Annotated in this window: 30 protein-coding genes; all 30 read left to right on the forward strand. The window is 66.9% G+C overall.

Features of this window, described 5'->3' with window-relative positions; genetic code table 11:
* The first annotated feature begins 52 nt into the window (after positions 1-52).
* The 30 genes from ACH45N_RS04585 (at position 53) to ACH45N_RS04730 (ending at position 22467) form a co-directional block, all read left to right on the forward strand.
* Positions 53-3937 carry a DNA-directed RNA polymerase subunit beta' gene (locus ACH45N_RS04585; RefSeq protein ID WP_397391577.1) on the forward strand — a complete coding sequence of 1295 codons (3885 nt, stop codon included), beginning with the start codon at positions 53-55 and terminating at the stop codon, positions 3935-3937.
* 425 nt (positions 3938-4362) lie between these two features.
* Positions 4363-4737, forward strand: a complete 375-nt coding sequence (gene rpsL / locus ACH45N_RS04590) for a 30S ribosomal protein S12 (protein WP_020016109.1) — start codon at positions 4363-4365, stop codon at positions 4735-4737.
* Positions 4737-5207, forward strand: a complete 471-nt coding sequence (gene rpsG / locus ACH45N_RS04595) for a 30S ribosomal protein S7 (protein WP_020016110.1) — start codon at positions 4737-4739, stop codon at positions 5205-5207. The genes rpsL and rpsG overlap by 1 nt, the downstream gene beginning before the upstream one ends.
* A 94-nt stretch (positions 5208-5301) precedes the next feature.
* Positions 5302-7404 (forward strand): elongation factor G, encoded by a 2103-nt coding sequence (fusA, locus tag ACH45N_RS04600; RefSeq protein ID WP_397391580.1) that lies wholly within the window; start codon positions 5302-5304, stop codon positions 7402-7404.
* 122 nt (positions 7405-7526) lie between these two features.
* Entirely contained in the window at positions 7527-8723 is a 1197-nt protein-coding gene (gene tuf, locus ACH45N_RS04605) for an elongation factor Tu (RefSeq protein ID WP_020016112.1), read from the forward strand.
* A gap of 525 nt (positions 8724-9248) precedes the next feature.
* Positions 9249-9557 (forward strand): 30S ribosomal protein S10, encoded by a 309-nt coding sequence (gene rpsJ / locus ACH45N_RS04610; protein WP_019146773.1) that lies wholly within the window; start codon positions 9249-9251, stop codon positions 9555-9557.
* A 14-nt stretch (positions 9558-9571) separates the two neighbouring features.
* Positions 9572-10225, forward strand: a complete 654-nt coding sequence (gene rplC / locus ACH45N_RS04615; RefSeq protein WP_285100986.1) for a 50S ribosomal protein L3 — start codon at positions 9572-9574, stop codon at positions 10223-10225.
* Between the two features lie 5 nt (positions 10226-10230).
* A complete protein-coding gene (gene rplD, locus ACH45N_RS04620) occupies positions 10231-10923 on the forward strand; it encodes a 50S ribosomal protein L4 (RefSeq protein WP_285100988.1) in 693 nt (230 codons plus the stop codon).
* Positions 10920-11222, forward strand: a complete 303-nt coding sequence (rplW, locus tag ACH45N_RS04625) for a 50S ribosomal protein L23 (RefSeq protein WP_020016115.1) — start codon at positions 10920-10922, stop codon at positions 11220-11222. Before rplD ends, rplW begins: the two co-directional genes overlap by 4 nt.
* A gap of 31 nt (positions 11223-11253) precedes the next feature.
* Positions 11254-12090 carry a 50S ribosomal protein L2 gene (gene rplB / locus ACH45N_RS04630; protein ID WP_020016116.1) on the forward strand — a complete coding sequence of 279 codons (837 nt, stop codon included), beginning with the start codon at positions 11254-11256 and terminating at the stop codon, positions 12088-12090.
* 14 nt (positions 12091-12104) lie between these two features.
* Positions 12105-12386 carry a 30S ribosomal protein S19 gene (gene rpsS / locus ACH45N_RS04635; protein ID WP_020016117.1) on the forward strand — a complete coding sequence of 94 codons (282 nt, stop codon included), beginning with the start codon at positions 12105-12107 and terminating at the stop codon, positions 12384-12386.
* Between the two features lie 68 nt (positions 12387-12454).
* The gene (gene rplV / locus ACH45N_RS04640; RefSeq protein WP_020016118.1) at positions 12455-12814 is read left to right on the forward strand and encodes a 50S ribosomal protein L22; all 360 of its coding nucleotides are present in this window, start codon (positions 12455-12457) and stop codon (positions 12812-12814) included.
* Entirely contained in the window at positions 12814-13659 is an 846-nt protein-coding gene (gene rpsC, locus ACH45N_RS04645; protein WP_397391584.1) for a 30S ribosomal protein S3, read from the forward strand. The genes rplV and rpsC overlap by 1 nt, the downstream gene beginning before the upstream one ends.
* 2 nt (positions 13660-13661) lie before the next feature.
* Complete coding sequence (rplP, locus tag ACH45N_RS04650; RefSeq protein WP_020016120.1) at positions 13662-14078, forward strand: 50S ribosomal protein L16; 417 nt, start codon at positions 13662-13664, stop codon at positions 14076-14078.
* Positions 14078-14317 carry a 50S ribosomal protein L29 gene (rpmC, locus tag ACH45N_RS04655; RefSeq protein WP_020016121.1) on the forward strand — a complete coding sequence of 80 codons (240 nt, stop codon included), beginning with the start codon at positions 14078-14080 and terminating at the stop codon, positions 14315-14317. Before rplP ends, rpmC begins: the two co-directional genes overlap by 1 nt.
* Before the next feature lie 4 nt (positions 14318-14321).
* A complete protein-coding gene (gene rpsQ, locus ACH45N_RS04660) occupies positions 14322-14612 on the forward strand; it encodes a 30S ribosomal protein S17 (RefSeq protein ID WP_020016122.1) in 291 nt (96 codons plus the stop codon).
* Between the two features lie 133 nt (positions 14613-14745).
* Entirely contained in the window at positions 14746-15114 is a 369-nt protein-coding gene (gene rplN / locus ACH45N_RS04665; protein WP_020016123.1) for a 50S ribosomal protein L14, read from the forward strand.
* A gap of 2 nt (positions 15115-15116) precedes the next feature.
* Positions 15117-15458, forward strand: coding sequence for a 50S ribosomal protein L24 (rplX, locus tag ACH45N_RS04670; protein WP_020016124.1), 342 nt, complete (start codon positions 15117-15119; stop codon positions 15456-15458).
* Positions 15458-16030, forward strand: coding sequence for a 50S ribosomal protein L5 (gene rplE, locus ACH45N_RS04675; RefSeq protein WP_397391588.1), 573 nt, complete (start codon positions 15458-15460; stop codon positions 16028-16030). The genes rplX and rplE overlap by 1 nt, the downstream gene beginning before the upstream one ends.
* A gap of 1 nt (position 16031) precedes the next feature.
* Positions 16032-16217 carry a type Z 30S ribosomal protein S14 gene (locus tag ACH45N_RS04680; protein ID WP_021480434.1) on the forward strand — a complete coding sequence of 62 codons (186 nt, stop codon included), beginning with the start codon at positions 16032-16034 and terminating at the stop codon, positions 16215-16217.
* A gap of 73 nt (positions 16218-16290) precedes the next feature.
* Positions 16291-16689 (forward strand): 30S ribosomal protein S8, encoded by a 399-nt coding sequence (gene rpsH, locus ACH45N_RS04685; protein ID WP_026365832.1) that lies wholly within the window; start codon positions 16291-16293, stop codon positions 16687-16689.
* A gap of 21 nt (positions 16690-16710) precedes the next feature.
* Positions 16711-17247 (forward strand): 50S ribosomal protein L6, encoded by a 537-nt coding sequence (gene rplF / locus ACH45N_RS04690; protein WP_397391591.1) that lies wholly within the window; start codon positions 16711-16713, stop codon positions 17245-17247.
* A gap of 2 nt (positions 17248-17249) precedes the next feature.
* Positions 17250-17621: a 50S ribosomal protein L18 gene (gene rplR, locus ACH45N_RS04695; protein ID WP_026365834.1), complete on the forward strand. Its 372-nt coding sequence runs from the start codon at positions 17250-17252 to the stop codon at positions 17619-17621.
* Between the two features lie 43 nt (positions 17622-17664).
* Complete coding sequence (rpsE, locus tag ACH45N_RS04700) at positions 17665-18318, forward strand: 30S ribosomal protein S5 (protein WP_020016130.1); 654 nt, start codon at positions 17665-17667, stop codon at positions 18316-18318.
* Positions 18318-18500: a 50S ribosomal protein L30 gene (gene rpmD / locus ACH45N_RS04705; RefSeq protein ID WP_020016131.1), complete on the forward strand. Its 183-nt coding sequence runs from the start codon at positions 18318-18320 to the stop codon at positions 18498-18500. The genes rpsE and rpmD overlap by 1 nt, the downstream gene beginning before the upstream one ends.
* 2 nt (positions 18501-18502) lie before the next feature.
* Positions 18503-18955: a 50S ribosomal protein L15 gene (gene rplO / locus ACH45N_RS04710; RefSeq protein WP_397391594.1), complete on the forward strand. Its 453-nt coding sequence runs from the start codon at positions 18503-18505 to the stop codon at positions 18953-18955.
* Between the two features lie 213 nt (positions 18956-19168).
* The gene (secY, locus tag ACH45N_RS04715) at positions 19169-20464 is read left to right on the forward strand and encodes a preprotein translocase subunit SecY (RefSeq protein ID WP_397391596.1); all 1296 of its coding nucleotides are present in this window, start codon (positions 19169-19171) and stop codon (positions 20462-20464) included.
* A gap of 80 nt (positions 20465-20544) precedes the next feature.
* Entirely contained in the window at positions 20545-21102 is a 558-nt protein-coding gene (locus tag ACH45N_RS04720; protein ID WP_397393799.1) for an adenylate kinase, read from the forward strand.
* Positions 21103-21105: 3 nt separating this feature from the next.
* Complete coding sequence (gene map, locus ACH45N_RS04725) at positions 21106-21993, forward strand: type I methionyl aminopeptidase (RefSeq protein ID WP_397391599.1); 888 nt, start codon at positions 21106-21108, stop codon at positions 21991-21993.
* A 60-nt stretch (positions 21994-22053) separates the two neighbouring features.
* Entirely contained in the window at positions 22054-22467 is a 414-nt protein-coding gene (locus ACH45N_RS04730; protein WP_397391601.1) for a hypothetical protein, read from the forward strand.
* The last annotated feature ends 290 nt before the right edge of the window (positions 22468-22757 follow it).

Genomic DNA, 22757 nt, shown 5'->3' on the forward strand with positions numbered 1-22757 from the left:
GCGCGGCCTGGACACCCCGAGGATTTTCGAGAACTTCAGGAAGTAGGACATCTTGCTCGACGTCAACGTCTTCGACGAGCTGCGTATCGGCCTCGCCACGGCCGAGGACATCCGTGCCTGGTCGCACGGTGAGGTCAAGAAGCCAGAGACCATCAACTACCGCACCCTCAAGCCGGAGAAGGACGGGCTCTTCTGCGAGAAGATCTTCGGTCCGACCCGCGACTGGGAGTGCTACTGCGGCAAGTACAAGCGCGTGCGCTTCAAGGGCATCATCTGCGAGCGCTGTGGTGTGGAGGTCACGCGTTCCAAGGTGCGTCGTGAGCGCATGGGCCACATCGAGCTCGCCGCCCCCGTCACGCACATCTGGTTCTTCAAGGGTGTGCCGTCCCGCCTGGGCTACCTGCTGGACCTGGCTCCGAAGGACCTGGAGAAGGTCATCTACTTCGCGGCCTACATGATCACGTCGGTCGACGACGAGGCCCGCCAGGAGGACCTGCCCAACCTGCAGAACGAGATCGATCTCGAGAAGAAGGAGATCTCCGACCGCCGGGACAACGACATCAACACCCGCGCCCAGAAGCTCGAGGCCGACCTGGCCGAGCTCGAGGCCGAGGGTGCCAAGGCCGACGCGCGTCGCAAGGTGCGCGACTCCGCCGAGCGCGAGATGGCTCAGCTCCGCAAGCGTGCGGACCAGGAGCTGGACCGCCTCGAGCAGGTCTGGGACCGGTTCAAGAACCTCAAGGTCGCCGACCTCGAGGGCGACGAGATGCTGTACCGCCAGCTCCAGGACCGCTACGGCACCTACTTCGAGGGTGCGATGGGCGCGAACGCGATCCAGCAGCGCCTCCAGAACTTCGACCTGGAGGCAGAGGCCGAGTCGCTGCGCGAGACCATCCGCTCGGGCAAGGGCCAGCGCAAGACCCGTGCGCTCAAGCGCCTCAAGGTCGTGAACGCGTTCCTGACGACCACCAACTCGCCCACGGCGATGGTGCTCGACGCCGTCCCGGTCATCCCGCCGGACCTGCGCCCGATGGTGCAGCTCGACGGTGGCCGGTTCGCGACGTCGGACCTGAACGACCTGTACCGCCGCGTCATCAACCGGAACAACCGCCTCAAGCGGCTCCTGGACCTGGGCGCGCCGGAGATCATCGTCAACAACGAGAAGCGGATGCTCCAGGAGGCCGTCGACTCGCTGTTCGACAACGGCCGTCGTGGTCGCCCGGTGACGGGCCCCGGCAACCGTCCGCTGAAGTCGATCTCCGACATGCTCAAGGGCAAGCAGGGCCGGTTCCGCCAGAACCTGCTCGGCAAGCGCGTCGACTACTCGGGCCGTTCGGTCATCGTGGTCGGCCCGCAGCTCAAGCTGCACCAGTGCGGTCTGCCCAAGCAGATGGCGCTCGAGCTGTTCAAGCCGTTCGTCATGAAGCGGCTCGTGGAGCTGAACCACGCCCAGAACATCAAGAGCGCCAAGCGCATGGTCGAGCGCACCCGCCCCGTGGTCTGGGACGTGCTCGAAGAGGTCATCACGGAGCACCCGGTGCTCCTGAACCGTGCGCCGACGCTGCACCGCCTGGGTATCCAGGCGTTCGAGCCGCAGCTCGTCGAGGGCAAGGCCATCCACCTGCACCCGCTCGTCTGCGGCGCGTTCAACGCCGACTTCGACGGTGACCAGATGGCCGTGCACCTGCCCCTGAGCGCCGAGGCGCAGGCCGAGGCCCGCATCCTCATGCTCTCGAGCAACAACATCCTCAAGCCGTCGGACGGCCGTCCGGTGACCATGCCCTCGCAGGACATGATCATCGGTCTGCACCACCTCACGAGCGACCGTCCGGGCGCCGTGGGCGAGGGGCGTGCGTTCGGTTCCGTGGCCGAGGCCATCATGGCCTTCGACCGGGGCGAGCTGGACATCAACGCCAAGATCCGGCTGCGGATGTCCGACCTGGTGCCGCCGCTGAAGGACTTCGAGGCGCCCGAGGGCTGGGAGCCGGGGCAGCAGCTCCTGTTCGACACCACCCTCGGCCGGTACCTGTTCAACGAGACGCTGCCCGTCGACTACCCGTACGAGAACGGTGTCGCCGACAAGAAGCGTCTGTCGACGATCGTCAACGACCTCGCCGAGCGCTACCCGAAGGTCGAGGTGGCCGCGGCGCTGGACGCGCTGAAGGACGCCGGCTACCGCTGGGCCACGCGTTCCGGCGTCACGATCGCCATCTCGGACGTCGCGGCGCCGACCGTCAAGGGCGAGATCCTCGACGAGCACGAGGCCCGTGCCCTCAAGGTCCAGCAGCAGTTCGACAAGGGTCTGATCACCGACGACGAGCGCCGTCAGGAGCTCATCGAGATCTGGACCCAGGCGACCGACAAGGTCGCGTCGGCCATGCGGGTGAACCTCGAGAGCAACGCGCGGAACACCGTCATGCGCATGGTGGGTTCGGGCGCCCGTGGTAACTGGATGCAGGTCCGTCAGATCGCCGGTATGCGCGGCCTCGTGGCGAACCCGAAGGGCGAGATCATCCCTCGTCCGATCAAGTCCAACTACCGCGAGGGCCTGTCCGTCCTCGAGTACTTCATCGCGACGCACGGTGCCCGTAAGGGTCTGGCCGACACGGCCCTCCGTACGGCGGACTCGGGTTACCTGACCCGTCGTCTGGTGGACGTCTCGCAGGACGTCATCATCCGCGAGGAGGACTGCGGTACCGAGCGTGGCCTCACGCTGCCGGTCGCGGAGAAGCTCGCGGACGGCTCGCTCGTCCCGGACGACCGCGTCGAGACCAGCATCTACTCGCGTACCTTCGCGACCGACGTGGTGGACGCCGACGGCAACGTCATCGCGACCGCCGGGTCGGACGCCGGCGACGTCATCATCGACCAGGTCATCGCCGCGGGCATCGAGAAGGTCAAGGTCCGTTCGGTCCTGACGTGCGAGTCCCGCGTCGGCACCTGCGCCAAGTGCTACGGCCGCTCCCTGGCCACGGGTCTGCTCGTGGACATCGGCGAGGCCGTCGGCATCATCGCGGCGCAGTCGATCGGTGAGCCGGGCACGCAGCTGACGATGCGTACCTTCCACACCGGTGGTGTGGCTGCCGCCGAGGACATCACGCAGGGTCTGCCGCGTGTCACCGAGCTCTTCGAGGCCCGCACCCCCAAGGGTGAGGCGCCCATCGCGGAGTACACGGGTCGCGTGACGATCGAGGACACCGAGCGGACGCGTCACCTCGTGCTGACGCCGGACGACGGTGGCGAGGAGATCAAGTACCCGGTCACCAAGCGTGCCCGTCTGAAGATCGCGGACGGCGACCACGTGACGGTCGGTACCCAGCTCGTGCAGGGTGCCGTCGACCCGAAGAAGGTGCTGCGCATCCTCGGCCCGCGTGCCACGCAGACGCACCTGGTGGACCAGGTCCAGGAGACCTACCGCAGCCAGGGCGTGGACATCCACGACAAGCACATCGAGGTCATCGTGCGGCAGATGCTGCGTCGCGTGACCGTGCTCGACTCGGGTGACTCGCAGCTGCTGCCGGGTGAGCTCGCGGAGCGCATGCGCTTCGAGGACGCGAACCGCAAGGCCGTGTCGGAGGGTGGCCAGCCGGCCGCCGGCCGTCCGGAGCTGATGGGTATCACGAAGGCCTCGCTCGCCACCGACTCGTGGCTCTCGGCGGCCTCCTTCCAGGAGACCACCCGGGTGCTCACCGAGGCGTCGATGAGCGGTCGCCGTGACCCGCTGCTGGGCCTCAAGGAGAACGTCATCATCGGTAAGCTCATCCCGGCCGGTACGGGTCTGCCCCGCTACCGCAACGTCGAGGTCGAGCCCACCGAGCAGGCCAAGGCCGAGCTCTACCCGAGCTTCGGCTACGACGAGATCGACTTCCCGACCCTCGGTATGGGTTCGGGCGAGGCGATCCCGCTGGAGGACCTGGACCTCGGCGACTTCCGCTGACCTGATCCTCTGACCGTCAGGTAGAGCGCCTGTCCTGCTCCGCACGGGTTCGTCCCGTGCGGGAGCCGGGCAGGCGCTCTACTTGGCGGTTTCGGGCGCATCTCACACCCGATTCGTTTTGACCCCCCGTAGACACGCGGGTAACCTAGGAATCCGTGCCTGCGCCGTCGGGCCGCACCTCTTGAAGGCCGCCGCAAGGTGGCTTCGGAAGCGGCCGATGTGAGTGCGTGGGCGCCCCGGCAAGAACCCCCTGAGGCATGTCGTGCCTTGATGGGTGGAGCCGGGCCATCGAGCCGGTGGTAAGTGGCGTAGCAGTCCCCGTGCGGGGCTGTGGGTGCCGCATGCGATCGGCACGCACAAGCCAGAACCATTGACGGGGACGCCGGCAGGGCGTCGCCGAAGCTCAAGAAGACGACGGAGACGTAGTGCCTACGATCCAGCAGCTCGTCCGCAAGGGGCGGACCTCGAAGGCCGGGAAGTCGAAGACTCCGGCCCTCAAGGGCTCCCCCCAGCGGCGCGGCGTGTGCACCCGTGTGTACACCACCACCCCCAAGAAGCCGAACTCGGCCCTCCGCAAGGTCGCCCGTGTGAAGCTCTCCTCGCAGGTCGAGGTCACCGCGTACATCCCCGGTGTCGGCCACAACCTGCAGGAGCACTCCATCGTGCTCGTGCGCGGCGGCCGTGTGAAGGACCTTCCCGGTGTCCGCTACAAGATCGTCCGCGGCGCGCTCGACACGCAGGGCGTGAAGGGCCGCAAGCAGGCTCGGTCTCGTTACGGCGCCAAGAAGGAGAAGAGCTGATGCCCCGCAAGGGTCCGGCCCCGAAGCGGCCGCTCATCGTCGACCCCGTCTACGGGTCCCCGGTTGTCACGCAGCTGATCAACAAGGTCCTGCTCGACGGCAAGAAGTCGACCGCCGAGGCGATCGTCTACGGCGCCCTCGAGGGCGTCCGCGCCAAGACCGACGGCGACCCTGTCGTGGTCCTGAAGCGCGCGCTCGACAACGTCCGTCCCGCCCTTGAGGTGCGTTCCCGCCGTGTCGGTGGCGCCACCTACCAGGTGCCGGTCGACGTGCGTCCGACGCGTGCCACCACGCTCGCCCTCCGCTGGCTCACCGACTTCTCCCGCGCTCGTCGCGAGAAGACGATGACCGAGCGTCTCATGAACGAGATCCTCGACGCGTCGAACGGTCTCGGTGCCGCGGTCAAGCGCCGCGAGGACATGCACAAGATGGCCGACTCCAACAAGGCCTTCGCGCACTACCGCTGGTAGTAGCTTCCGAGCGGCCCCGGGTGACCCCCGGGGCCGTCGGTGGATGCATAACCGCCGGCCCCCAGCCCACCTTTAGACCAAGGGGTAAGACACCGTGGCACTCGACGTGCTGACCGACCTGAACAAGGTCCGCAACATCGGCATCATGGCCCACATCGATGCCGGAAAGACCACGACGACCGAGCGCATCCTGTTCTACACGGGTGTGAACTACAAGATCGGTGAGACGCACGACGGTGCGTCGACGATGGACTGGATGGAGCAGGAGCAGGAGCGCGGCATCACGATCACGTCCGCCGCGACGACCTGCTACTGGAAGAACAACCAGATCAACATCATCGACACGCCGGGCCACGTCGACTTCACGGTCGAGGTGGAGCGGTCGCTCCGCGTGCTCGACGGCGCGGTTGCCGTTTTCGACGGCAAGGAGGGTGTCGAGCCCCAGTCCGAGACGGTGTGGCGGCAGGCGGACAAGTACGACGTCCCGCGCATCTGCTTCGTCAACAAGATGGACAAGCTCGGCGCGGACTTCTACTTCACCGTCGACACGATCATCAACCGCCTCAAGGCGAAGCCGCTCGTCATCCAGCTCCCCATCGGTGCTGAGAACGACTTCGAGGGCGTCGTCGACCTGGTCGAGATGAAGGCGCTCACGTGGCGCGGCGACACCAAGATGGGCGAGGAGTACGAGGTCGAGGAGATCCCGGCCGACCTCCAGGAGAAGGCTGAGCAGTACCGTGCCCAGCTCGTGGAGGCCGTTGCCGAGACCGACGAGGAGCTGCTCGAGAAGTACCTCGGCGGCGAAGAGCTGACGATCGCCGAGATCAAGGGCGGCATCCGCAAGCTCGTCATCAACTCGGAGGCCTTCCCGGTTCTCTGCGGCTCGGCGTTCAAGAACAAGGGCGTGCAGCCCATGCTCGACGCCGTCATCGACTACCTGCCGTCGCCGCTCGACGTGCCGGCCGTCCAGGGCCACGACGTCAAGGACGCCGAGAAGATCATCGAGCGTCGTCCCGACGAGTCGGAGCCGTTCTCGGCTCTCGCCTTCAAGGTCGCCACGCACCCGTTCTTCGGCAAGCTGACCTACGTCCGCGTGTACTCGGGCAAGGTCGCGCAGGGCGCCCAGGTGCAGAACTCGACCAAGGGCAAGAAGGAGCGCATCGGGAAGCTCTTCCAGATGCACTCCAACAAGGAGAACCCGGTCGAGGAAGCCCACGCAGGGCACATCTACGCGTTCATCGGGCTCAAGGACGTCACCACCGGTGACACCCTGTCGGACCCGCAGGACCAGGTCATCCTCGAGTCGATGAGCTTCCCGGAGCCTGTCATCGACGTGGCCATCGAGCCGAAGACGAAGGCCGACCAGGAGAAGCTGTCGACCGCGATCCAGAAGCTCGCGCAGGAGGACCCGACCTTCCGCGTCAAGCTGGACGACGAGACCGGCCAGACCGTCATCGGCGGTATGGGCGAGCTCCACCTCGACATCCTCGTCGACCGCATGCGGCGCGAGTTCAAGGTCGAGGCGAACGTCGGCAAGCCGCAGGTCGCGTACCGCGAGACGATCCGCCGCACGGCGGAGAAGATCGACTACACGCACAAGAAGCAGACGGGTGGTTCCGGCCAGTTCGCCAAGGTCCAGGTGACCTTCGCACCGCTGGAGACGGCTGAGGGCGAGCTCTACGAGTTCGAGAACGCCGTCACCGGTGGCCGCATCCCGCGCGAGTACATCCCGTCGGTCGACGCCGGTATCCAGTCGGCCATGCAGCAGGGTGTGCTGGCGGGCTTCCCCGTCGTCGGCGTCAAGGCGACGCTGATCGACGGTGCGTACCACGACGTCGACTCCTCGGAGATGGCGTTCAAGATTGCCGGTTCGATGGTCTTCAAGGAAGGCGTCAAGCGCGCCGACCCTGTCCTGCTCGAGCCGGTCATGGCCGTCGAGGTGCGTACGCCCGAGGAGTACATGGGCGACGTGATCGGCGACATCAACTCTCGACGTGGCATGATCCAGTCCATGGAGGACGCGACCGGTGTGAAGGTCGTTCGCGCCCAGGTGCCGCTCAGCGAGATGTTCGGCTACATCGGTGACCTCCGGTCGAAGACCCAGGGTCGCGCGGTGTACTCGATGCAGTTCGACAGCTACGCCGAGGTTCCCAAGGCAGTTGCCGAAGAGATCATCAAGAAGACCCGGGGCGAGTGAGTCCCCACAGGTCGACCCGCACAACCAACCTGTAGGAAAAACCGCACGCCCCGCAGTTGTAGGCTTCTTGGCCGAGCATCTGCAACGTTCGGAACATCTACCCAAGTCCCAGGAGGACCCCAGTGGCTAAGGCCAAGTTCGAGCGGACCAAGCCGCACGTCAACATCGGCACGATCGGTCACGTCGACCACGGTAAGACGACGCTGACCGCCGCGATCTCGAAGACGCTTGCGGACAAGTACCCGGAGCTCCCGGCGAACACGCAGCGCAACTTCGACGAGATCGACGCCGCGCCGGAGGAGAAGCAGCGCGGTATCACGATCAACATCGCGCACATCGAGTACGAGACGCCGAAGCGCCACTACGCGCACGTCGACGCCCCGGGTCACGCCGACTACATCAAGAACATGATCACCGGTGCCGCGCAGATGGACGGCGCGATCCTGGTGGTCGCCGCGACCGACGGTCCGATGGCCCAGACGCGTGAGCACGTGCTGCTCGCCCGTCAGGTCGGCGTGCCGTACCTGCTCGTCGCGCTCAACAAGTCCGACATGGTCGACGACGAGGAGATCCTCGAGCTCGTCGAGATGGAGGTCCGCGAGCTGCTGTCGTCGCAGGAGTTCGACGGCGACAACGCGCCGGTCGTTCGCGTCTCGGGCCTCAAGGCTCTCGAGGGCGACCCGGAGTGGGTCGAGAAGATCGTCGAGCTGATGGACGCCGTCGACGAGAACGTTCCGGAGCCGGAGCGCGACCTCGACAAGCCGTTCCTCATGCCGATCGAGGACGTCTTCACGATCACCGGTCGTGGCACCGTCGTCACCGGCAAGGTCGAGCGTGGAACCCTGGACATCAACTCCGATGTCGAGATCGTGGGTATCCGCGTTCCGCAGAAGACCACCGTCACGGGCATCGAGACGTTCCACAAGCAGATGGACCAGGCGCAGGCCGGCGACAACACCGGTCTCCTCCTGCGTGGCATCAAGCGCGAGGACGTCGAGCGTGGCCAGGTCGTCGTGAAGCCGGGCTCCATCACCCCGCACACGAACTTCGAGGCGCAGGTCTACATCCTGGGCAAGGACGAGGGTGGCCGTCACAACCCGTTCTACTCGAACTACCGCCCGCAGTTCTACTTCCGCACCACGGACGTCACCGGCGTCATCACGCTGCCCGAGGGCACCGAGATGGTCATGCCCGGCGACAACACCGAGATGACGGTCGAGCTGATCCAGCCGATCGCCATGGAGGAGGGCCTGGGCTTCGCCATCCGCGAGGGTGGCCGCACGGTCGGATCGGGCCGCGTCACCAAGATCCTCAAGTGATCCTGGAGCACGGACTCATCTGACGGAAGTCAGCTGAACGATGGGGCCCGGGCGCTTCGGCGTCCGGGCCTCGTTGCTTGAGTAGTGGGCATCACACCGCCCTGCGTTTGGCTCATGCCAAGTCGTATGGCAAGATTGCATAGTTGCCTGTCACAGGCGCGCTCTTTCAAGTGTCGAACAGTGTGCAGAACCGCAGTCCAGGTCCCGGATCGATCGGGGCCGCCAGAGACTGGAGCGGTCATCCTCCCGGGGTAATCCGGCTGAGGGGTCGCGGGGTTTATCGCCTGCTATTCGATGCGTATGGGGCGCCCCGCGGAGCACACGTCCTCCGGATCTCCGGAGGCACTGTTCCGAGCAGGCTCGGCAAACGTCGTGGTCGGTTCAGCTTCAGAGCTGGGTCAGATCACTTCCCAACGGCCCCGGCACCAGCAATGGTGTTCTGCGCCCGGCTGTGCCGCATTAAGCGACACGCCCGAGTGCGTGGGTCGGACAGTAGCGGTTCGAGAGAGAGAGTCAGACGACGCCATGGCGGGACAGAAGATCCGCATCCGGCTCAAGTCCTACGACCACGAGGTGATCGACAGTTCGGCGCGCAAGATCGTCGACACGGTCACTCGCGCTGGTGCGACGGTCGTGGGTCCGGTGCCGCTGCCGACGGAGAAGAACGTCTTCGTTGTGATCCGGTCGCCTCACAAGTACAAGGACAGCCGCGAGCACTTCGAGATGCGTACGCACAAGCGGCTCATCGACATCATCGATCCCACGCCCAAGGCCGTCGACTCGCTCATGCGACTCGACCTGCCGGCGGACGTGAACATCGAGATCAAGCTCTGAGGCTGGAGGACATCATGACCAACCAGCAGAAGAACGTGACCGCGTTGCTCGGCACGAAGCTTGGTATGACCCAGCTCTGGGACGAGGCAGGCCGCCTCGTGCCCGTGACCGTGGTCTCCGTGGGCACCAACGTGGTGACCCAGATCCGCACGGTGGACACCGACGGCTACGCGGCGGTTCAGCTCGCGGCCGGCCAGGTCGACCCCCGTAAGGTCACCAAGCCCCTCAAGGGCCACTTCGAGAAGGCCGGCGTGACGCCGCGCCGTCACGTGGCCGAGATCCGCACCGAGAACGCCGGCGAGTTCACGCTCGGCCAGGAGATCACCGCCGAGGCCTTCGAGGCCGGCGCCCTGGTCGACGTCGTCGGTACCACCAAGGGCAAGGGCACCGCCGGTGTGATGAAGCGTCACGGCTTCTCCGGCGTCGGCGCTTCGCACGGTGCGCACCGCAACCACCGCAAGCCGGGCTCGATCGGTGGCGCTTCGACGCCGTCGCGAGTCTTCAAGGGCCTGCGGATGGCCGGTCGGATGGGTAACGCCCGTCAGACCACCCAGAACCTGACCGTTCACGCGGTCGACGCCGAGAAGGGTCTGCTGCTCGTCAAGGGCGCGGTTCCCGGCCCCAAGGGTGGCGTCGTCCTCGTGCGTAACGCCGCGAAGGGAGCGTGAACCCGATGACCGCTCTGACTGTCGACGTCCTGGACGCCCAGGGCAAGAAGTCCGGCACCGCCGACCTCCCCGCTGAGGTGTTCGACGTCGCCGTGAACGTGCCGCTGATCCACCAGGTGGTCGTTGCGCAGCGCGCAGCCGCCCGCCAGGGCACCGCCTCCACGAAGACTCGTGGCGAGGTGCGCGGTGGTGGCCGCAAGCCGTACAAGCAGAAGGGCACCGGTCGCGCCCGCCAGGGTTCGACGCGCGCCCCGCAGTTCGCCGGTGGTGGCACCGTCCACGGCCCGCAGCCGCGCAAGTACGACCAGCGCACCCCGAAGAAGATGAAGGCCGCCGCCCTGCGCGGTGCGCTCTCCGACCGCGCTCGTGCCGGTCGCGTGCACGTCGTCGCCGGCTTCGGCATCGAGGGCGTCCCGTCCACCAAGACGGCGCTCGCCACGATCAAGAAGTTCACGGAGCGCGAGAACGTGCTCGTCGTGACGCAGCGCGACGACGAGGCGACGATCAAGTCGCTCCGCAACGTGCCCGAGGTGCACCTCCTGGTCGCCGACCAGCTGAACACCTACGACGTGCTCGTCTCCGACGACGTGATCTTCACCGAGGGCGCGCTCGCCGCGTTCCTCGAGGGCCCGGCCAAGGGCGGGAAGGCTGTCGCGACGGAGTCCGAGGCCGAGACCACCGAGGAGGACGCCAAGTGAGCGTCACCGTGAAGGACCCGCGCGACATCCTGCTCGCGCCGGTCGTCTCCGAGAAGAGCTACAACCTTCTCGACGAGGGCAAGTACACCTTCATCGTGGACCCGAGCGCCAACAAGACCGAGATCAAGATCGCGATCGAGAAGGTCTTCAGCGTCAAGGTCGCCTCGGTGAACACGATCAACCGCAAGGGCAAGACGCGTCGCACGCGTTTCGGCCTCGGCAAGCGCAAGGACACGAAGCGTGCGATCGTCACCCTCCGCGAGGGCACGATCGACATCTTCGGCGGTCCGGTCGGCTGAGCTGACGAGAGACGATTGAGGACAGGTTTCCATGGGAATCCGTAAGTACAAGCCGACGACGCCCGGCCGTCGAGGCTCCAGCGTCGCCGACTTCGTCGAGGTCACGCGCTCGCAGCCGGAGAAGTCGCTGATCCGCCCGCTGAGCAAGACCGGTGGTCGTAACAACACCGGTCGCATCACGACGCGGCACAAGGGTGGCGGCCACAAGCGCGCCTACCGCGTCATCGACTTCCGTCGCCACGACAAGGACGGCGTGCCCGCGAAGGTCGCTCACATCGAGTACGACCCCAACCGCACGGCACGCATCGCGCTCCTGCACTACGCGGACGGCGAGAAGCGCTACATCATCGCGCCGAACAAGCTGTCGCAGGGCGACCGCATCGAGGCCGGTGCTGGTGCCGACATCAAGCCCGGCAACAACCTGCCGCTGCGCAACATCCCGACCGGTACGGTCATCCACGCCATCGAGCTCCGGCCCGGTGGCGGTGCGAAGATCGCGCGTTCGGCTGGTGCGTCGGTGCAGCTCGTCGCCAAGGACGGCCCGTACGCGCAGCTGCGCATGCCGTCCGGTGAGATCCGCAACGTCGACCTGCGCTGCCGCGCGACGGTCGGCGAGGTCGGCAACGCCGAGCAGTCGAACATCAACTGGGGCAAGGCCGGCCGCATGCGCTGGAAGGGCAAGCGCCCGACCGTCCGTGGTGTCGCCATGAACCCGGTCGACCACCCCCACGGTGGTGGTGAGGGTAAGACGTCCGGTGGTCGTCACCCCGTCAGCCCCTGGGGCCAGGCGGAGGGTCGTACCCGCCGTCCGAACAAGTCGAGCGACCGGATGATCGTCCGTCGCCGTCGTACCGGCAAGAAGCGCTGATAGGAGCCTGAAACATGCCTCGTAGCCTGAAGAAGGGCCCCTTCGTCGACGGCCACCTCCAGAAGAAGGTGGACGTCCAGAACGAGAAGGGGACCAAGAATGTCATCAAGACCTGGTCCCGTCGGTCGGTCGTCACGCCCGACTTTCTCGGTCACACCTTTGCCGTGCACGACGGTCGCAAGCACGTCCCGGTCTTCGTGACCGAGGCGATGGTCGGCCACAAGCTCGGCGAGTTCGCTCCCACGCGGACCTTCCGCGGCCACGTGAAGGACGACAGGAAGGGTCGTCGCCGCTGAGGCGTGGGGATCTCCCCACCCACAGCAGTGATGACCTGGACTGTCTGAGAAAAGGAAGCAGGACAGCAATGGAAGCCAAGGCGCAGGCGCGGTTCGTCCGTGTCACGCCCCAGAAGGCCCGGCGCGTCGTGGACCTCATCCGTGGCAAGCAGGCCTCTGAGGCCGTCGCGGTGCTGAAGTTCGCACCGCAGGCCGCCAGCGAGCCGATCCGCAAGGTTGTGGAGAGCGCGATCGCCAACGCTCGGGTGAAGGCCGACCGCGCGAGCGAGCGCTTCGACGAGAACGACCTGGTCGTCTCCGTCGCGTTCGTCGACGAGGGGCCGACGCTCAAGCGGTTCCGCCCGCGGGCTCAGGGACGTGCAACGCGCATTCTCAAGCGCACCAGCCACATCACCGTGGTGCTCGCCGACAAGGAAGGGGCCCGATAGTGGGACAGAAGGTTCACCCGCACGGGTACCGCCTCGGTATCACCACCGACCACCGGTCGCGTTGGTTCGCCGACAGCACCAAGCCTGGTCAGCGGTACCGCGACTACGTCCGCGAGGACGTGCAGATCCGCAAGCTCATGGGCACCGGCCTCGAGCGTGCCGGCATCTCCAAGGTCGAGATCGAGCGCACCCGCGACCGTGTCCGCGTGGACATCCACACGGCGCGTCCGGGCATCGTCATCGGCCGTCGGGGTGCTGAGGCAGACCGCATCCGCGGTGAGCTCGAGAAGCTCACGGGCAAGCAGGTCCAGCTCAACATCCTCGAGGTCAAGAACGCCGAGATCGACGCGCAGCTCGTTGCTCAGGGCATTGCCGAGCAGCTCGCCAGCCGTGTCTCGTTCCGTCGCGCGATGCGCAAGGGCATGCAGTCCGCCCAGCGCGCCGGCGCGAAGGGCATCCGCGTTCAGGTCGCCGGCCGCCTCGGCGGCGCCGAGATGAGCCGTTCGGAGTTCTACCGCGAGGGCCGCGTGCCCCTGCACACGCTCCGCGCGTACATCGACTACGGCTTCTACGAGGCCCGCACCACCTTCGGCCGCATCGGCGTGAAGGTGTGGATCTACAAGGGCGAGACCACCGAGAAGGAGTTCGCCGCTCAGCAGGCTGCAGCCGCACCCCGTCAGGGTCGTGGCCGGGGCGACCGCCCTGAGCGTGGCGAGCGCGGCGGAGACCGTCGTGGCGGTCGTCGCAACGAGCGTCCGGCCGAGCGCAGCGCCGAGTCCGCCACTGGTGGTTCAGTGGCAGAGGCTCCGGCTGCATCGGCCGCAGAGACCGGAACGGAGGCCTGACCATGCTGATCCCGCGCAGGGTCAAGCACCGCAAGCAGCACCACCCGTCGCGCTCCGGCGCGGCCAAGGGTGGCACCCAGATCGCGTTCGGCGACTTCGGCATCCAGGCTCTGGAGCCGGCGTACGTCACCAACCGCCAGATCGAGGCGGCGCGTATCGCAATGACTCGCCACATCAAGCGTGGCGGCAAGGTGTGGATCAACATCTACCCTGACCGTCCGCTGACGAAGAAGCCTGCCGAGACCCGCATGGGTTCCGGTAAGGGTTCGCCGGAGTGGTGGGTCGCCAACGTCAAGCCGGGCCGCATCGTTTTCGAGCTGGCCGGCGTGGACGAGTCCCTTGCACGCGAGGCCATGCGCCGCGCGATGCACAAGCTCCCGATGAAGTGCCGTTTCGTGGTGCGCGAGGGTGGTGTCTGATGGCTATCGGTACCCAGGGGCTCGCCCCGATCGATCTGGACGGCATGGACGACGAGACTCTCGTCGGCAAGCTGAAGGAAGCCAAGGAGGAGCTGTTCAACCTCCGCTTCCAGTCGGCGACCGGCCAGCTCGAGAGCCACGGTCGTCTCAAGGCCGTGCGTCGCGACATCGCCCGGATCTACACGATCCTGCGCGAGCGCGAGCTCGGCATCCGTACGGCTCCGAGCGTGAGTGAGTGAGGCAATGAGCGACAACACGACTGCTGCTGAGGCCCCCGAGGCCCAGCGTGCGACGCGTAAGGTGCGCCGCGGCTACGTGGTGAGCGACAAGATGGACAAGACCATCGTGATCGAGGTCGAGGACCGGGTGAAGCACCCGCTCTACGCCAAGGTCATCCGTCGCACCACGAAGGTCAAGGCGCACGACGAGCAGAACAGCGCCGGCATCGGCGACCTCGTTCTGATCATGGAGACCCGCCCGCTGTCCGCCACCAAGCGGTTCCGGCTCGTGGAGATCCTCGAGAAGGCCAAGTAAGACTTCTCTTCCCGCTGGGGGCGGTGCGTGACACACGTACGCGTGGCGCCCCCAGCACAGCAACTATCCGTTCGACCAGGCTCGCCGGAACCAGTCCGCGCGAGAACCAGTTCGACGACAGGAGTTCACTCAAATGATCCAGCAGGAGTCGCGACTTCGGGTCGCCGACAACACGGGTGCCAAGGAGATTCTCTGCATCCGCGTTCTCGGTGGCTCCGGCCGTCGCTACGCCGGAATCGGCGACACCATCGTCGCCACCGTCAAGGACGCGATCCCGGGCGGCAACGTGAAGAAGGGCGACGTCATCAAGGCCGTCGTCGTCCGGACCGCCAAGGAGCGCCGCCGTCCCGACGGTTCCTACATCAAGTTCGACGAGAACGCCGCCGTCATCCTGAAGAACGACGGTGAGCCTCGCGGCACCCGCATCTTCGGCCCGGTGGGTCGTGAGCTGCGCGACAAGCGGTTCATGAAGATCATCTCGCTGGCTCCGGAGGTGCTCTGACCATGGCGAAGATCAAGAAGGGCGACCAGGTCATCGTGATCTCGGGTCGCGACAAGGGCAAGACCGGCCGGGTGCTCGAGGTCCTCAAGGACTCCGACCGCCTCGTGGTCGAGGGTGTTCAGCGCGTCACGAAGCACACCAAGGTGGGGCAGTCGCAGCGCGGCACCCGTACCGGTGGCATCGAGACGGTCGAGGCGCCGATCCACGTGAGCAACGTGATGATCGTCGACCCGGAGACCAAGAAGGGCACCCGCGTCGGGTACCGCCTCGAGCAGGTGGAGCGTGACGGTCGTACCAAGACCGTCCGGATCCGCGTCGCGAAGCGCTCCGGGAAGGACATCTGATGACCGAGACGACCATCGAGGCCCCGGCCCAGCCGCGCCTCAAGCAGAAGTACCGCGAGGAGATCCTCACGGCGCTGATCGAGGAGTTCGGCCACAAGAACCTGCACCAGGCCGGCGGTCTCACGAAGATCGTCGTGAACATGGGTGTCGGCGACGCGGCCAAGGACTCGAAGCTCATCGAGGGCGCGATCCGCGACCTCTCGGCGATCACCGGTCAGAAGCCGCAGGTCACCAAGGCTCGTAAGTCCATCGCTCAGTTCAAGCTGCGCGAGGTCATGCCGATCGGTGCGCACGTCACGCTCCGCGGCGACCGCATGTGGGAGTTCCTCGACCGCCTGCTGTCCACCGCCCTGCCGCGTATCCGCGACTTCCGCGGCCTGTCGCCCAAGCAGTTCGACGGCCACGGCAACTACACCTTCGGTCTCACGGAGCAGTCGATGTTCCACGAGATCGACCAGGACAAGATCGACCGGGTCCGCGGTATGGACATCACGGTCGTGACGACGGCGACGACCGACGACGAGGGCCGCTCTCTGCTGCGCCGTCTCGGCTTCCCCTTCAAGGAGAACTGACATGGCGAAGAAGGCCCTGATCAACAAGGCGGCCGCCAAGCCGAAGTTCGCGGTTCGCGCCTACACCCGGTGCCAGAAGTGCGGTCGTCCGCACTCCGTCTACCGCAAGTTCGGCCTGTGCCGCATCTGCGTGCGGGAGATGGCCCACCGCGGCGAGCTTCCCGGCGTCACCAAGAGCAGCTGGTAACACAACTACGCCGTAGGTCCGTCCAGCCACACGAGGCAGTTCGGATACCCCGGCGAGGAAGGGCAAGAGCCCGATGACTATGACCGACCCGATCGCAGACATGCTGACCCGTCTGCGTAACGCGAACTCGGCGCACCACGACACGGTCACCATGCCGTCGTCGAAGCTGAAGACGCACATCGCTGAGATCCTGCAGGCCGAGGGCTACATCGCCGGCTGGTCCGTGGAGGACGCCCAGGTGGGCAAGTCCCTCACGCTCGAGCTGAAGTACGGCCAGAACCGGGAGCGCGCCCTTGCCGGCGTGCGCCGGATCTCGAAGCCCGGCCTGCGCGTCTACCGCAAGTCCACCGAACTGCCCAAGGTCCTCGGCGGCCTGGGCGTGGCGATCCTGTCCACGTCCTCCGGCCTGCTCACCGACCGTCAGGCACAGGCCAAGGGCGTCGGCGGCGAAGTCCTCGCCTACGTCTGGTAATCCGGAAAGGAGAAAACGCCAATGTCTCGAATCGGCAAGCTTCCCGTTCCGGTCCCAGCCGGCGTGGACATCACTGTCAGCGGCGCGCTCGTGACCGTGAAGGGCCCCAAGGGTTCCCTCGAGCACAACGTGCCCGCACCCATCAATGTCGCTCAGGAGGACGCCCAGATCGTGGTGTCCCGTCCGGACGACGAGCGCAACTCCCGTGCGCTGCACGGCCTCACCCGCACCCTGATCGCCAACATGATCGTCGGCGTCACCCAGGGCTACGAGAAGAAGCTCGAGATCGTCGGTACCGGTTACCGCGTCGTGGCGAAGGGCTCGAGCCTCGAGTTCGCGCTCGGCTTCAGCCACCCCGTTGTCATCGAGCCCCCCGCGGGTGTCACGTTCGCTGTCGAGAGCCCCACCAAGTTCTCGGTCTCGGGCATCGACAAGCAGCAGGTCGGCGAGGTCGCAGCGAACATTCGCAAGATCCGCAAGCCCGAGCCCTACAAGGGCAAGGGCGTGCGCTACGCCGGCGAGAACGTCCGCCGCAAGGTCGGAAAGGCTGGTAAGTGACGATGGCTATCAAGATCCTGGGCAAGGGCAAGTCCGTCGCTCGCCAGCGTCGTCACCTGCGCCTGCGCAAGAAGATCACCGGCACCGCCGTTCGTCCCCGTCTGGTCGTCACCCGCTCCGCGCGCCACATGGTCGCGCAGATCGTGGACGACAGCGTGGGCAAGACCGTCGCCTCGGCGTCGACCCTCGAGGCCGACCTGCGTGCGTTCGACGGCGACAAGACGGCCAAGGCCCGCAAGGTCGGCGAGCTCGTCGCCGAGCGTGCCAAGGCTGTCGGCGTCGACACCGTCGTGTTCGACCGCGGCGGCAACAAGTACCACGGTCGCGTCGCTGCTGTGGCTGACGGCGCTCGGGAAGGTGGACTGGCACTGTGATGGCCGACGCCCCCCGAACTGCATGGAAGAAGAGGACTCTCTGATGGCTGCAGGGCAGCGCAGCGGCGCCCCCCAGGGTGCCGCCACCGAGAACAAGGACCGCAACGACCGCCGTGGTGGCGGGCGTCGGGACGACCGCCGCGGCGGCCGCGAGGAGAAGAGCGCCTTCGTCGAGAAGGTCGTCTCCATCAACCGCGTCGCCAAGGTCGTCAAGGGCGGCCGTCGCTTCAGCTTCACCGCGCTCGTCGTGGTGGGCGATGGTGACGGCACCGTCGGCGTCGGCTACGGCAAGGCCAAGGAAGTTCCGGCCGCGATCGCCAAGGGTGTCGAGGAGGCGAAGAAGAACTTCTTCCGCGTCCCTCGCATCCAGGGCACCATCCCTCACCCCATCCAGGGTGAGGCCGCTGCCGGTGTCGTGTTCCTGCGTCCGGCGTCGCCCGGTACCGGTGTGATCGCCGGTGGTCCGGTGCGCGCCGTGCTGGAGTGCGCCGGCATCCACGACGTGCTGAGCAAGTCGCTCGGTTCGTCCAACGCGATCAACATCGTGCACGCCACGGTCGCGGCCCTGCAGGGTCTCGAGGAGCCGGCTGCTGTTGCCGCTCGTCGTGGGCTCCCGCTGGAGGACGTGGCCCCGGCCGCGCTGCTCCGCGCGCAGGCCGCCGGTCGTGCCGAGTCGACTGCGAAGGCGGGTGCGTGATGGCTCGACTCAAGGTGACTCAGACCAAGTCCGCCATCGGCGGCAAGCAGAACCAGCGTGACACGCTGCGGACGCTCGGCCTCAAGCGGATCGGCGACACCGCCGTGAAGGAGGACCGCGCGGAGATCCGTGGCATGGTCAAGACGGTGGCGCACCTCGTCGCCGTCGAGGAGGTCGAGTGATCATGGCGGACAACAAGCCGCTGAAGGTCCACCACCTCCGTCCGGCCCCCGGCGCCAAGACCGCGAAGACCCGTGTGGGTCGCGGTGAGGGCTCGAAGGGTAAGACGGCAGGCCGTGGTACCAAGGGTACGAAGGCTCGTTACCAGGTGCCCGCGGGCTTCGAGGGTGGGCAGATGCCTCTGCACATGCGCCTTCCGAAGCTGCGTGGGTTCAAGAACCCGTTCCGGGTCGAGTACCAGGTCGTGAACCTGGACAAGCTTTCCGCGCTGTTCCCCGAGGGTGGCTCCGTCACCGTCGAGGACCTGGTCGCGAAGGGCGCCGTCCGCAAGGGCGAGCCCGTGAAGGTGCTCGGCAACGGTGAGATCACCGTCAAGCTCGAGATCGCGGTCGACCGCGTCTCGACGTCCGCCAAGGAGAAGATCCTGGCGGCCGGCGGTTCGGTCTCGGAGGCCTGAGACAGCTGACAGGGCCGGCGGCGCGTGAGCGCGGCCGGCCCTGTGTGCTCTCTTGAGTATTTCCCGGAGCGAACGTGGTCCACCGGACCCCGTAAGCAACGTAGAATCCGACACGGTCTGGCTGCACCGTTGTGGTCTGGCCCACGTTCGACTCACCTCGCCGGCGTCCCGCCGGCGACACTAGATCCCGCAACGGCGGGCCAGGAGGATAGGGTGCTCAGCGCTTTCGGCCGGGCTTTCCGGACGCCAGACCTGCGGCGCAAGCTGCTGTTCACGATCGCGATCATGGCGATCTTCCGGCTCGGGTCGTTCATCCCGACCCCCGGCGTGGACTACGCGAACGTGCAGCAATGTATCGCCCAGGCGGGCAACAACTCGCTGCTCGGCCTCATCAACGTCTTCAGCGGCGGCGCGCTGCTGCAGCTGTCGATCTTCGCCCTCGGGATCATGCCGTACATCACGGCGAGCATCATCGTGCAGCTGCTTCGCGTGGTCATCCCACGCTTCGAGGCCCTGCACAAGGAAGGCCAGTCGGGCCAGACCAAGCTGACCCAGTACACGCGCTACCTCACGATCGCCCTCGCGATCCTGCAGTCGACGACCGTCATCACGACGGCTCGCCAGGGTGTGCTGTTCCAGAACTGCGGTCTCAACGTGATCGCCGACGACAGCATCCTCACCTCGATCTTCATGGTCATCACCATGACCGCGGGTACGGGCCTGGTCATGTGGCTCGGCGAGCTGATCACCGAGCGCGGCGTCGGCAACGGCATGTCGCTGCTGATCTTCACGTCGATCGCGGCCAGCTTCCCGACCTCCCTGTGGTCGATCGCCGGTGGCGCCAACGGCGTCGTGAACTTCACGATCATGATCCTGGTCATCGTCCTGGTGATCGGTCTCGTGGTGTTCGTCGAGCAGTCGCAGCGCCGCATCCCGGTGCAGTACGCGAAGCGCATGGTCGGCCGCCGCATGTACGGCGGCACCAGCACGTACATCCCGATCAAGATCAACATGTCCGGCGTGATCCCCGTGATCTTCGCGGCGTCGATCCTCGCCATCCCGGGCCTTCTCGCCCAGTTCGGGGACCAGACCTCCGAGTGGGTCATCTGGATCTCCAACAACCTGGTCCAGCAGTCGTCGCCGCTCTACATCGCGGTGTACACGCTGATGATCATCTTCTTCTGCTTCTTCTACACGTCGATCACGTTCAACCCGGACGAGGTCGCGGACAACATGAAGAAGTACGGCGGCTTCATCCCCGGCATCCGTGCCGGCCGCCCCACGGCGGAGTACCTCGACTTCGTGATCACCCGGATCACCTCCGCCGGTTCCCTGTACCTCGCGCTGATCGCGCTGATCCCGACGCTGGTGCTCGTCTTCCTGGGCGTCAGCACCAACCTGCCCTTCGGCGGTAGCTCGATCCTCATCGTGGTCGGCGTCGGGCTGGAGACGGTCAAGCAGATCGACTCCCAGCTGCAGCAGCGCCACTACGAAGGATTCCTCCGTTGAGCCAGACTCCCACCACCACCTCTCGCCGCGAGCTGCACGCTCGTCCGGACCAGGAGGGCCAGGTCACGCGCCTGGTCATCATGGGCCCGCAGGGCGCGGGCAAGGGTACGCAGGCTGCCCGCCTCGCCGAGGTCTTCGGGATCGTCCCGATCTCCACGGGCGACATCTTCCGCACGAACATCGCGGGGGAGACCGAGCTGGGCAAGCTCGCACAGGAGTACACGAACAAGGGCGACCTGGTCCCGGACGAGGTCACCAACGAGATGGTCCGCGACCGTCTCGGCCAGCCGGACGTCAAGGACGGTTTCATCCTCGACGGGTACCCGCGCAACGCCGCCCAGGTGACGGAGCTCGACCAGATCCTCGCCGACCTCGGCTGGGAGCTGGACGGCGTCATCGAGCTGACGGCGGACCGTGCGGAGCTCCTGAGCCGCATCGCGCGGCGGGCCGAGGAAGAGGGCCGGGACGACGACACCGAGGAGGCCATCGCGCGCCGCCTCGACATCTACGCGGAGCAGACGGCCCCGCTCACGGCGGCCTACCGGGACCGCAACCTGCTGGTGCAGGTCGACGGGCTCGGCGAGATCTCCGAGGTCACCGACCGTATCGTCGCCTCCCTCGCGACCCAGCTGGGCTGAGCGGTGGTCTTCGGCCGGGAGCGGATCGAGTACAAGACGCCGGACCAGGTGCGCCTCATGCGGCGCGCCGGTCTGGTGGTCGCCGAGACGCTGGCCGCGGTCCGGGCTGCGGCCCGGCCCGGCCTGAGCACCGCCGACCTGGACGCGATCGCCGCCCGCACGATCGAGGCGGCCGGCGCCACGCCGTCGTTCCTGGGCTACCAGGGCTTCCCAGCGGTCATCTGCACCTCGGTCAACGACGAGGTCATCCACGGCATCCCGGGCAGCCGGGTGCTTGCCGCGGGTGACCTCGTCTCCGTCGACTGCGGCGCCATCGTGGACGGCTGGCACGGCGACTCGGCGGTCTCCTTCGTCCTGGGCGCCGAGGGCGCCCTGGACCACCGGCTGCCGGACGACGACCTGGTCGCGCTGGGCGCGGACCTCGCCGACGTCGCGCTCGTCCGGGCCACCGAGACCGCCATGTGGGCGGGTATCGCGTCGCTGGCCTCGGCCAGGCGGCTGAACGCCGTGGGCGAGGCGGTCGAGACCGCCGTCGAGCTGGCGGGCGAGCTCACCGGCGCCGAGTACGGCATCGTCGAGGAGTACGTGGGGCACGGCATCGGCAGCGCCATGCACCAGCCCCCGGACGTCCACAACTACCGGACGTCGGGTTCCGGCCCGCGGCTCCGGTCGGGGATGTGCCTCGCCATCGAGCCGATGATCAGCCGTGGCGGAGGCGAGACCAGGGTGCTCGCGGACGACTGGACGGTGGTCACCACCGACGGGTCGCGCGCGGCGCACTGGGAGCACTCGACGGCCATCATGGAGGACGGCATCGTCGTCCTGACGGCGGTCGACGGGGGAGCGGAGCGCCTCGCCGACTTCGGGGTGCGGCCGGTCGCGCTCGCCTGAGCCCCGAGGACTTTCACCCGGGGTCTATTTAAGTCGGGGTCAGTTGGCTACGATCGGCCCGTGACCGATGAAGCGCACGCCCTGTCCGACACCACCTACGCGGCCCCTGCGCACGCCGGGCCCGGGCGGGTGCGCGGGCCGTGGTACGCGCGGATCCTCCCGGCCGTCGGCCGGGGCCTGCGGCGGTTCGGACGCTGGCTCGGCGCCTGGGGCCGGCGCTTGGCGGTGAGCCCCTTCCTGTGGGTCGGCATCGTGCTCGGGTTCGGCACCTCGCTCCTCGTGTGGGAGTCGGTCCTGCTGCTCGGCATCGTGGTGTGGCTGGCGGGCGTGTGGCTCTGGGCCGCGCGCGGGCAGTCCGTGCTGGTCGCGCTGGGCCTGGGCATCGTGCTCGGGTGGCTGCCGATGCTGTTCTTCATCGTGGGCAGCCTGCCGCACACGATGATCGGTCTGCCCGGGGTCGAGTACGACCTCTGAGCGACGTCGCGTGGCGAGGCTCACGCGCCGGACGTGCGCCGTCGGCGGTCTTCGCTTTGAATGGTTTACGAACTGACGTAAGATAGATCGCTGGGTGTAGTCCGTTCAACGCCTCCAGATCTTGAAAGGGTGCCGACGGCGCCTGCCGGTCCCCGCGGAAGCGGGGCGCAGGCCGAGGCACACGAGGTAGGCGGCACACGGACACACGCGACATCCACACCCGACTGTCGGTCTCGCAGGGTTCCCTGCGGTGCCGTGGGCGTGGAAGCAGTCACGACGAGAGTTAGCGG

The organism is Promicromonospora sp. NPDC019610 (assembly GCF_044389365.1).
GTDB lineage: Bacteria > Actinomycetota > Actinomycetes > Actinomycetales > Cellulomonadaceae > Promicromonospora.

What these genes read in the sequence shown, in the direction of transcription:
- rpsG (WP_020016110.1), top strand. Translation starts at nt 4,737, where the DNA reads ATGCCCCGCAAGGGTCCGGCCCCGAAGCGGCCGCTCATCGTCGACCCC.
- rpsJ (WP_019146773.1), top strand. Translation starts at nt 9,249, where the DNA reads ATGGCGGGACAGAAGATCCGCATCCGGCTCAAGTCCTACGACCACGAG.
- rplC (WP_285100986.1), top strand. Translation starts at nt 9,572, where the DNA reads ATGACCAACCAGCAGAAGAACGTGACCGCGTTGCTCGGCACGAAGCTT.
- rplD (WP_285100988.1), top strand. Translation starts at nt 10,231, where the DNA reads ATGACCGCTCTGACTGTCGACGTCCTGGACGCCCAGGGCAAGAAGTCC.
- rplB (WP_020016116.1), top strand. Translation starts at nt 11,254, where the DNA reads ATGGGAATCCGTAAGTACAAGCCGACGACGCCCGGCCGTCGAGGCTCC.
- rpsS (WP_020016117.1), top strand. Translation starts at nt 12,105, where the DNA reads ATGCCTCGTAGCCTGAAGAAGGGCCCCTTCGTCGACGGCCACCTCCAG.
- rplV (WP_020016118.1), top strand. Translation starts at nt 12,455, where the DNA reads ATGGAAGCCAAGGCGCAGGCGCGGTTCGTCCGTGTCACGCCCCAGAAG.
- rplP (WP_020016120.1), top strand. Translation starts at nt 13,662, where the DNA reads ATGCTGATCCCGCGCAGGGTCAAGCACCGCAAGCAGCACCACCCGTCG.
- rpmC (WP_020016121.1), top strand. Translation starts at nt 14,078, where the DNA reads ATGGCTATCGGTACCCAGGGGCTCGCCCCGATCGATCTGGACGGCATG.
- rpsQ (WP_020016122.1), top strand. Translation starts at nt 14,322, where the DNA reads ATGAGCGACAACACGACTGCTGCTGAGGCCCCCGAGGCCCAGCGTGCG.
- rplN (WP_020016123.1), top strand. Translation starts at nt 14,746, where the DNA reads ATGATCCAGCAGGAGTCGCGACTTCGGGTCGCCGACAACACGGGTGCC.
- rplX (WP_020016124.1), top strand. Translation starts at nt 15,117, where the DNA reads ATGGCGAAGATCAAGAAGGGCGACCAGGTCATCGTGATCTCGGGTCGC.
- rplE (WP_397391588.1), top strand. Translation starts at nt 15,458, where the DNA reads ATGACCGAGACGACCATCGAGGCCCCGGCCCAGCCGCGCCTCAAGCAG.
- ACH45N_RS04680 (WP_021480434.1), top strand. Translation starts at nt 16,032, where the DNA reads ATGGCGAAGAAGGCCCTGATCAACAAGGCGGCCGCCAAGCCGAAGTTC.
- rpsH (WP_026365832.1), top strand. Translation starts at nt 16,291, where the DNA reads ATGACTATGACCGACCCGATCGCAGACATGCTGACCCGTCTGCGTAAC.
- rplF (WP_397391591.1), top strand. Translation starts at nt 16,711, where the DNA reads ATGTCTCGAATCGGCAAGCTTCCCGTTCCGGTCCCAGCCGGCGTGGAC.
- rplR (WP_026365834.1), top strand. Translation starts at nt 17,250, where the DNA reads ATGGCTATCAAGATCCTGGGCAAGGGCAAGTCCGTCGCTCGCCAGCGT.
- rpsE (WP_020016130.1), top strand. Translation starts at nt 17,665, where the DNA reads ATGGCTGCAGGGCAGCGCAGCGGCGCCCCCCAGGGTGCCGCCACCGAG.
- rpmD (WP_020016131.1), top strand. Translation starts at nt 18,318, where the DNA reads ATGGCTCGACTCAAGGTGACTCAGACCAAGTCCGCCATCGGCGGCAAG.
- rplO (WP_397391594.1), top strand. Translation starts at nt 18,503, where the DNA reads ATGGCGGACAACAAGCCGCTGAAGGTCCACCACCTCCGTCCGGCCCCC.
- ACH45N_RS04720 (WP_397393799.1), top strand. Translation starts at nt 20,545, where the DNA reads ATGGGCCCGCAGGGCGCGGGCAAGGGTACGCAGGCTGCCCGCCTCGCC.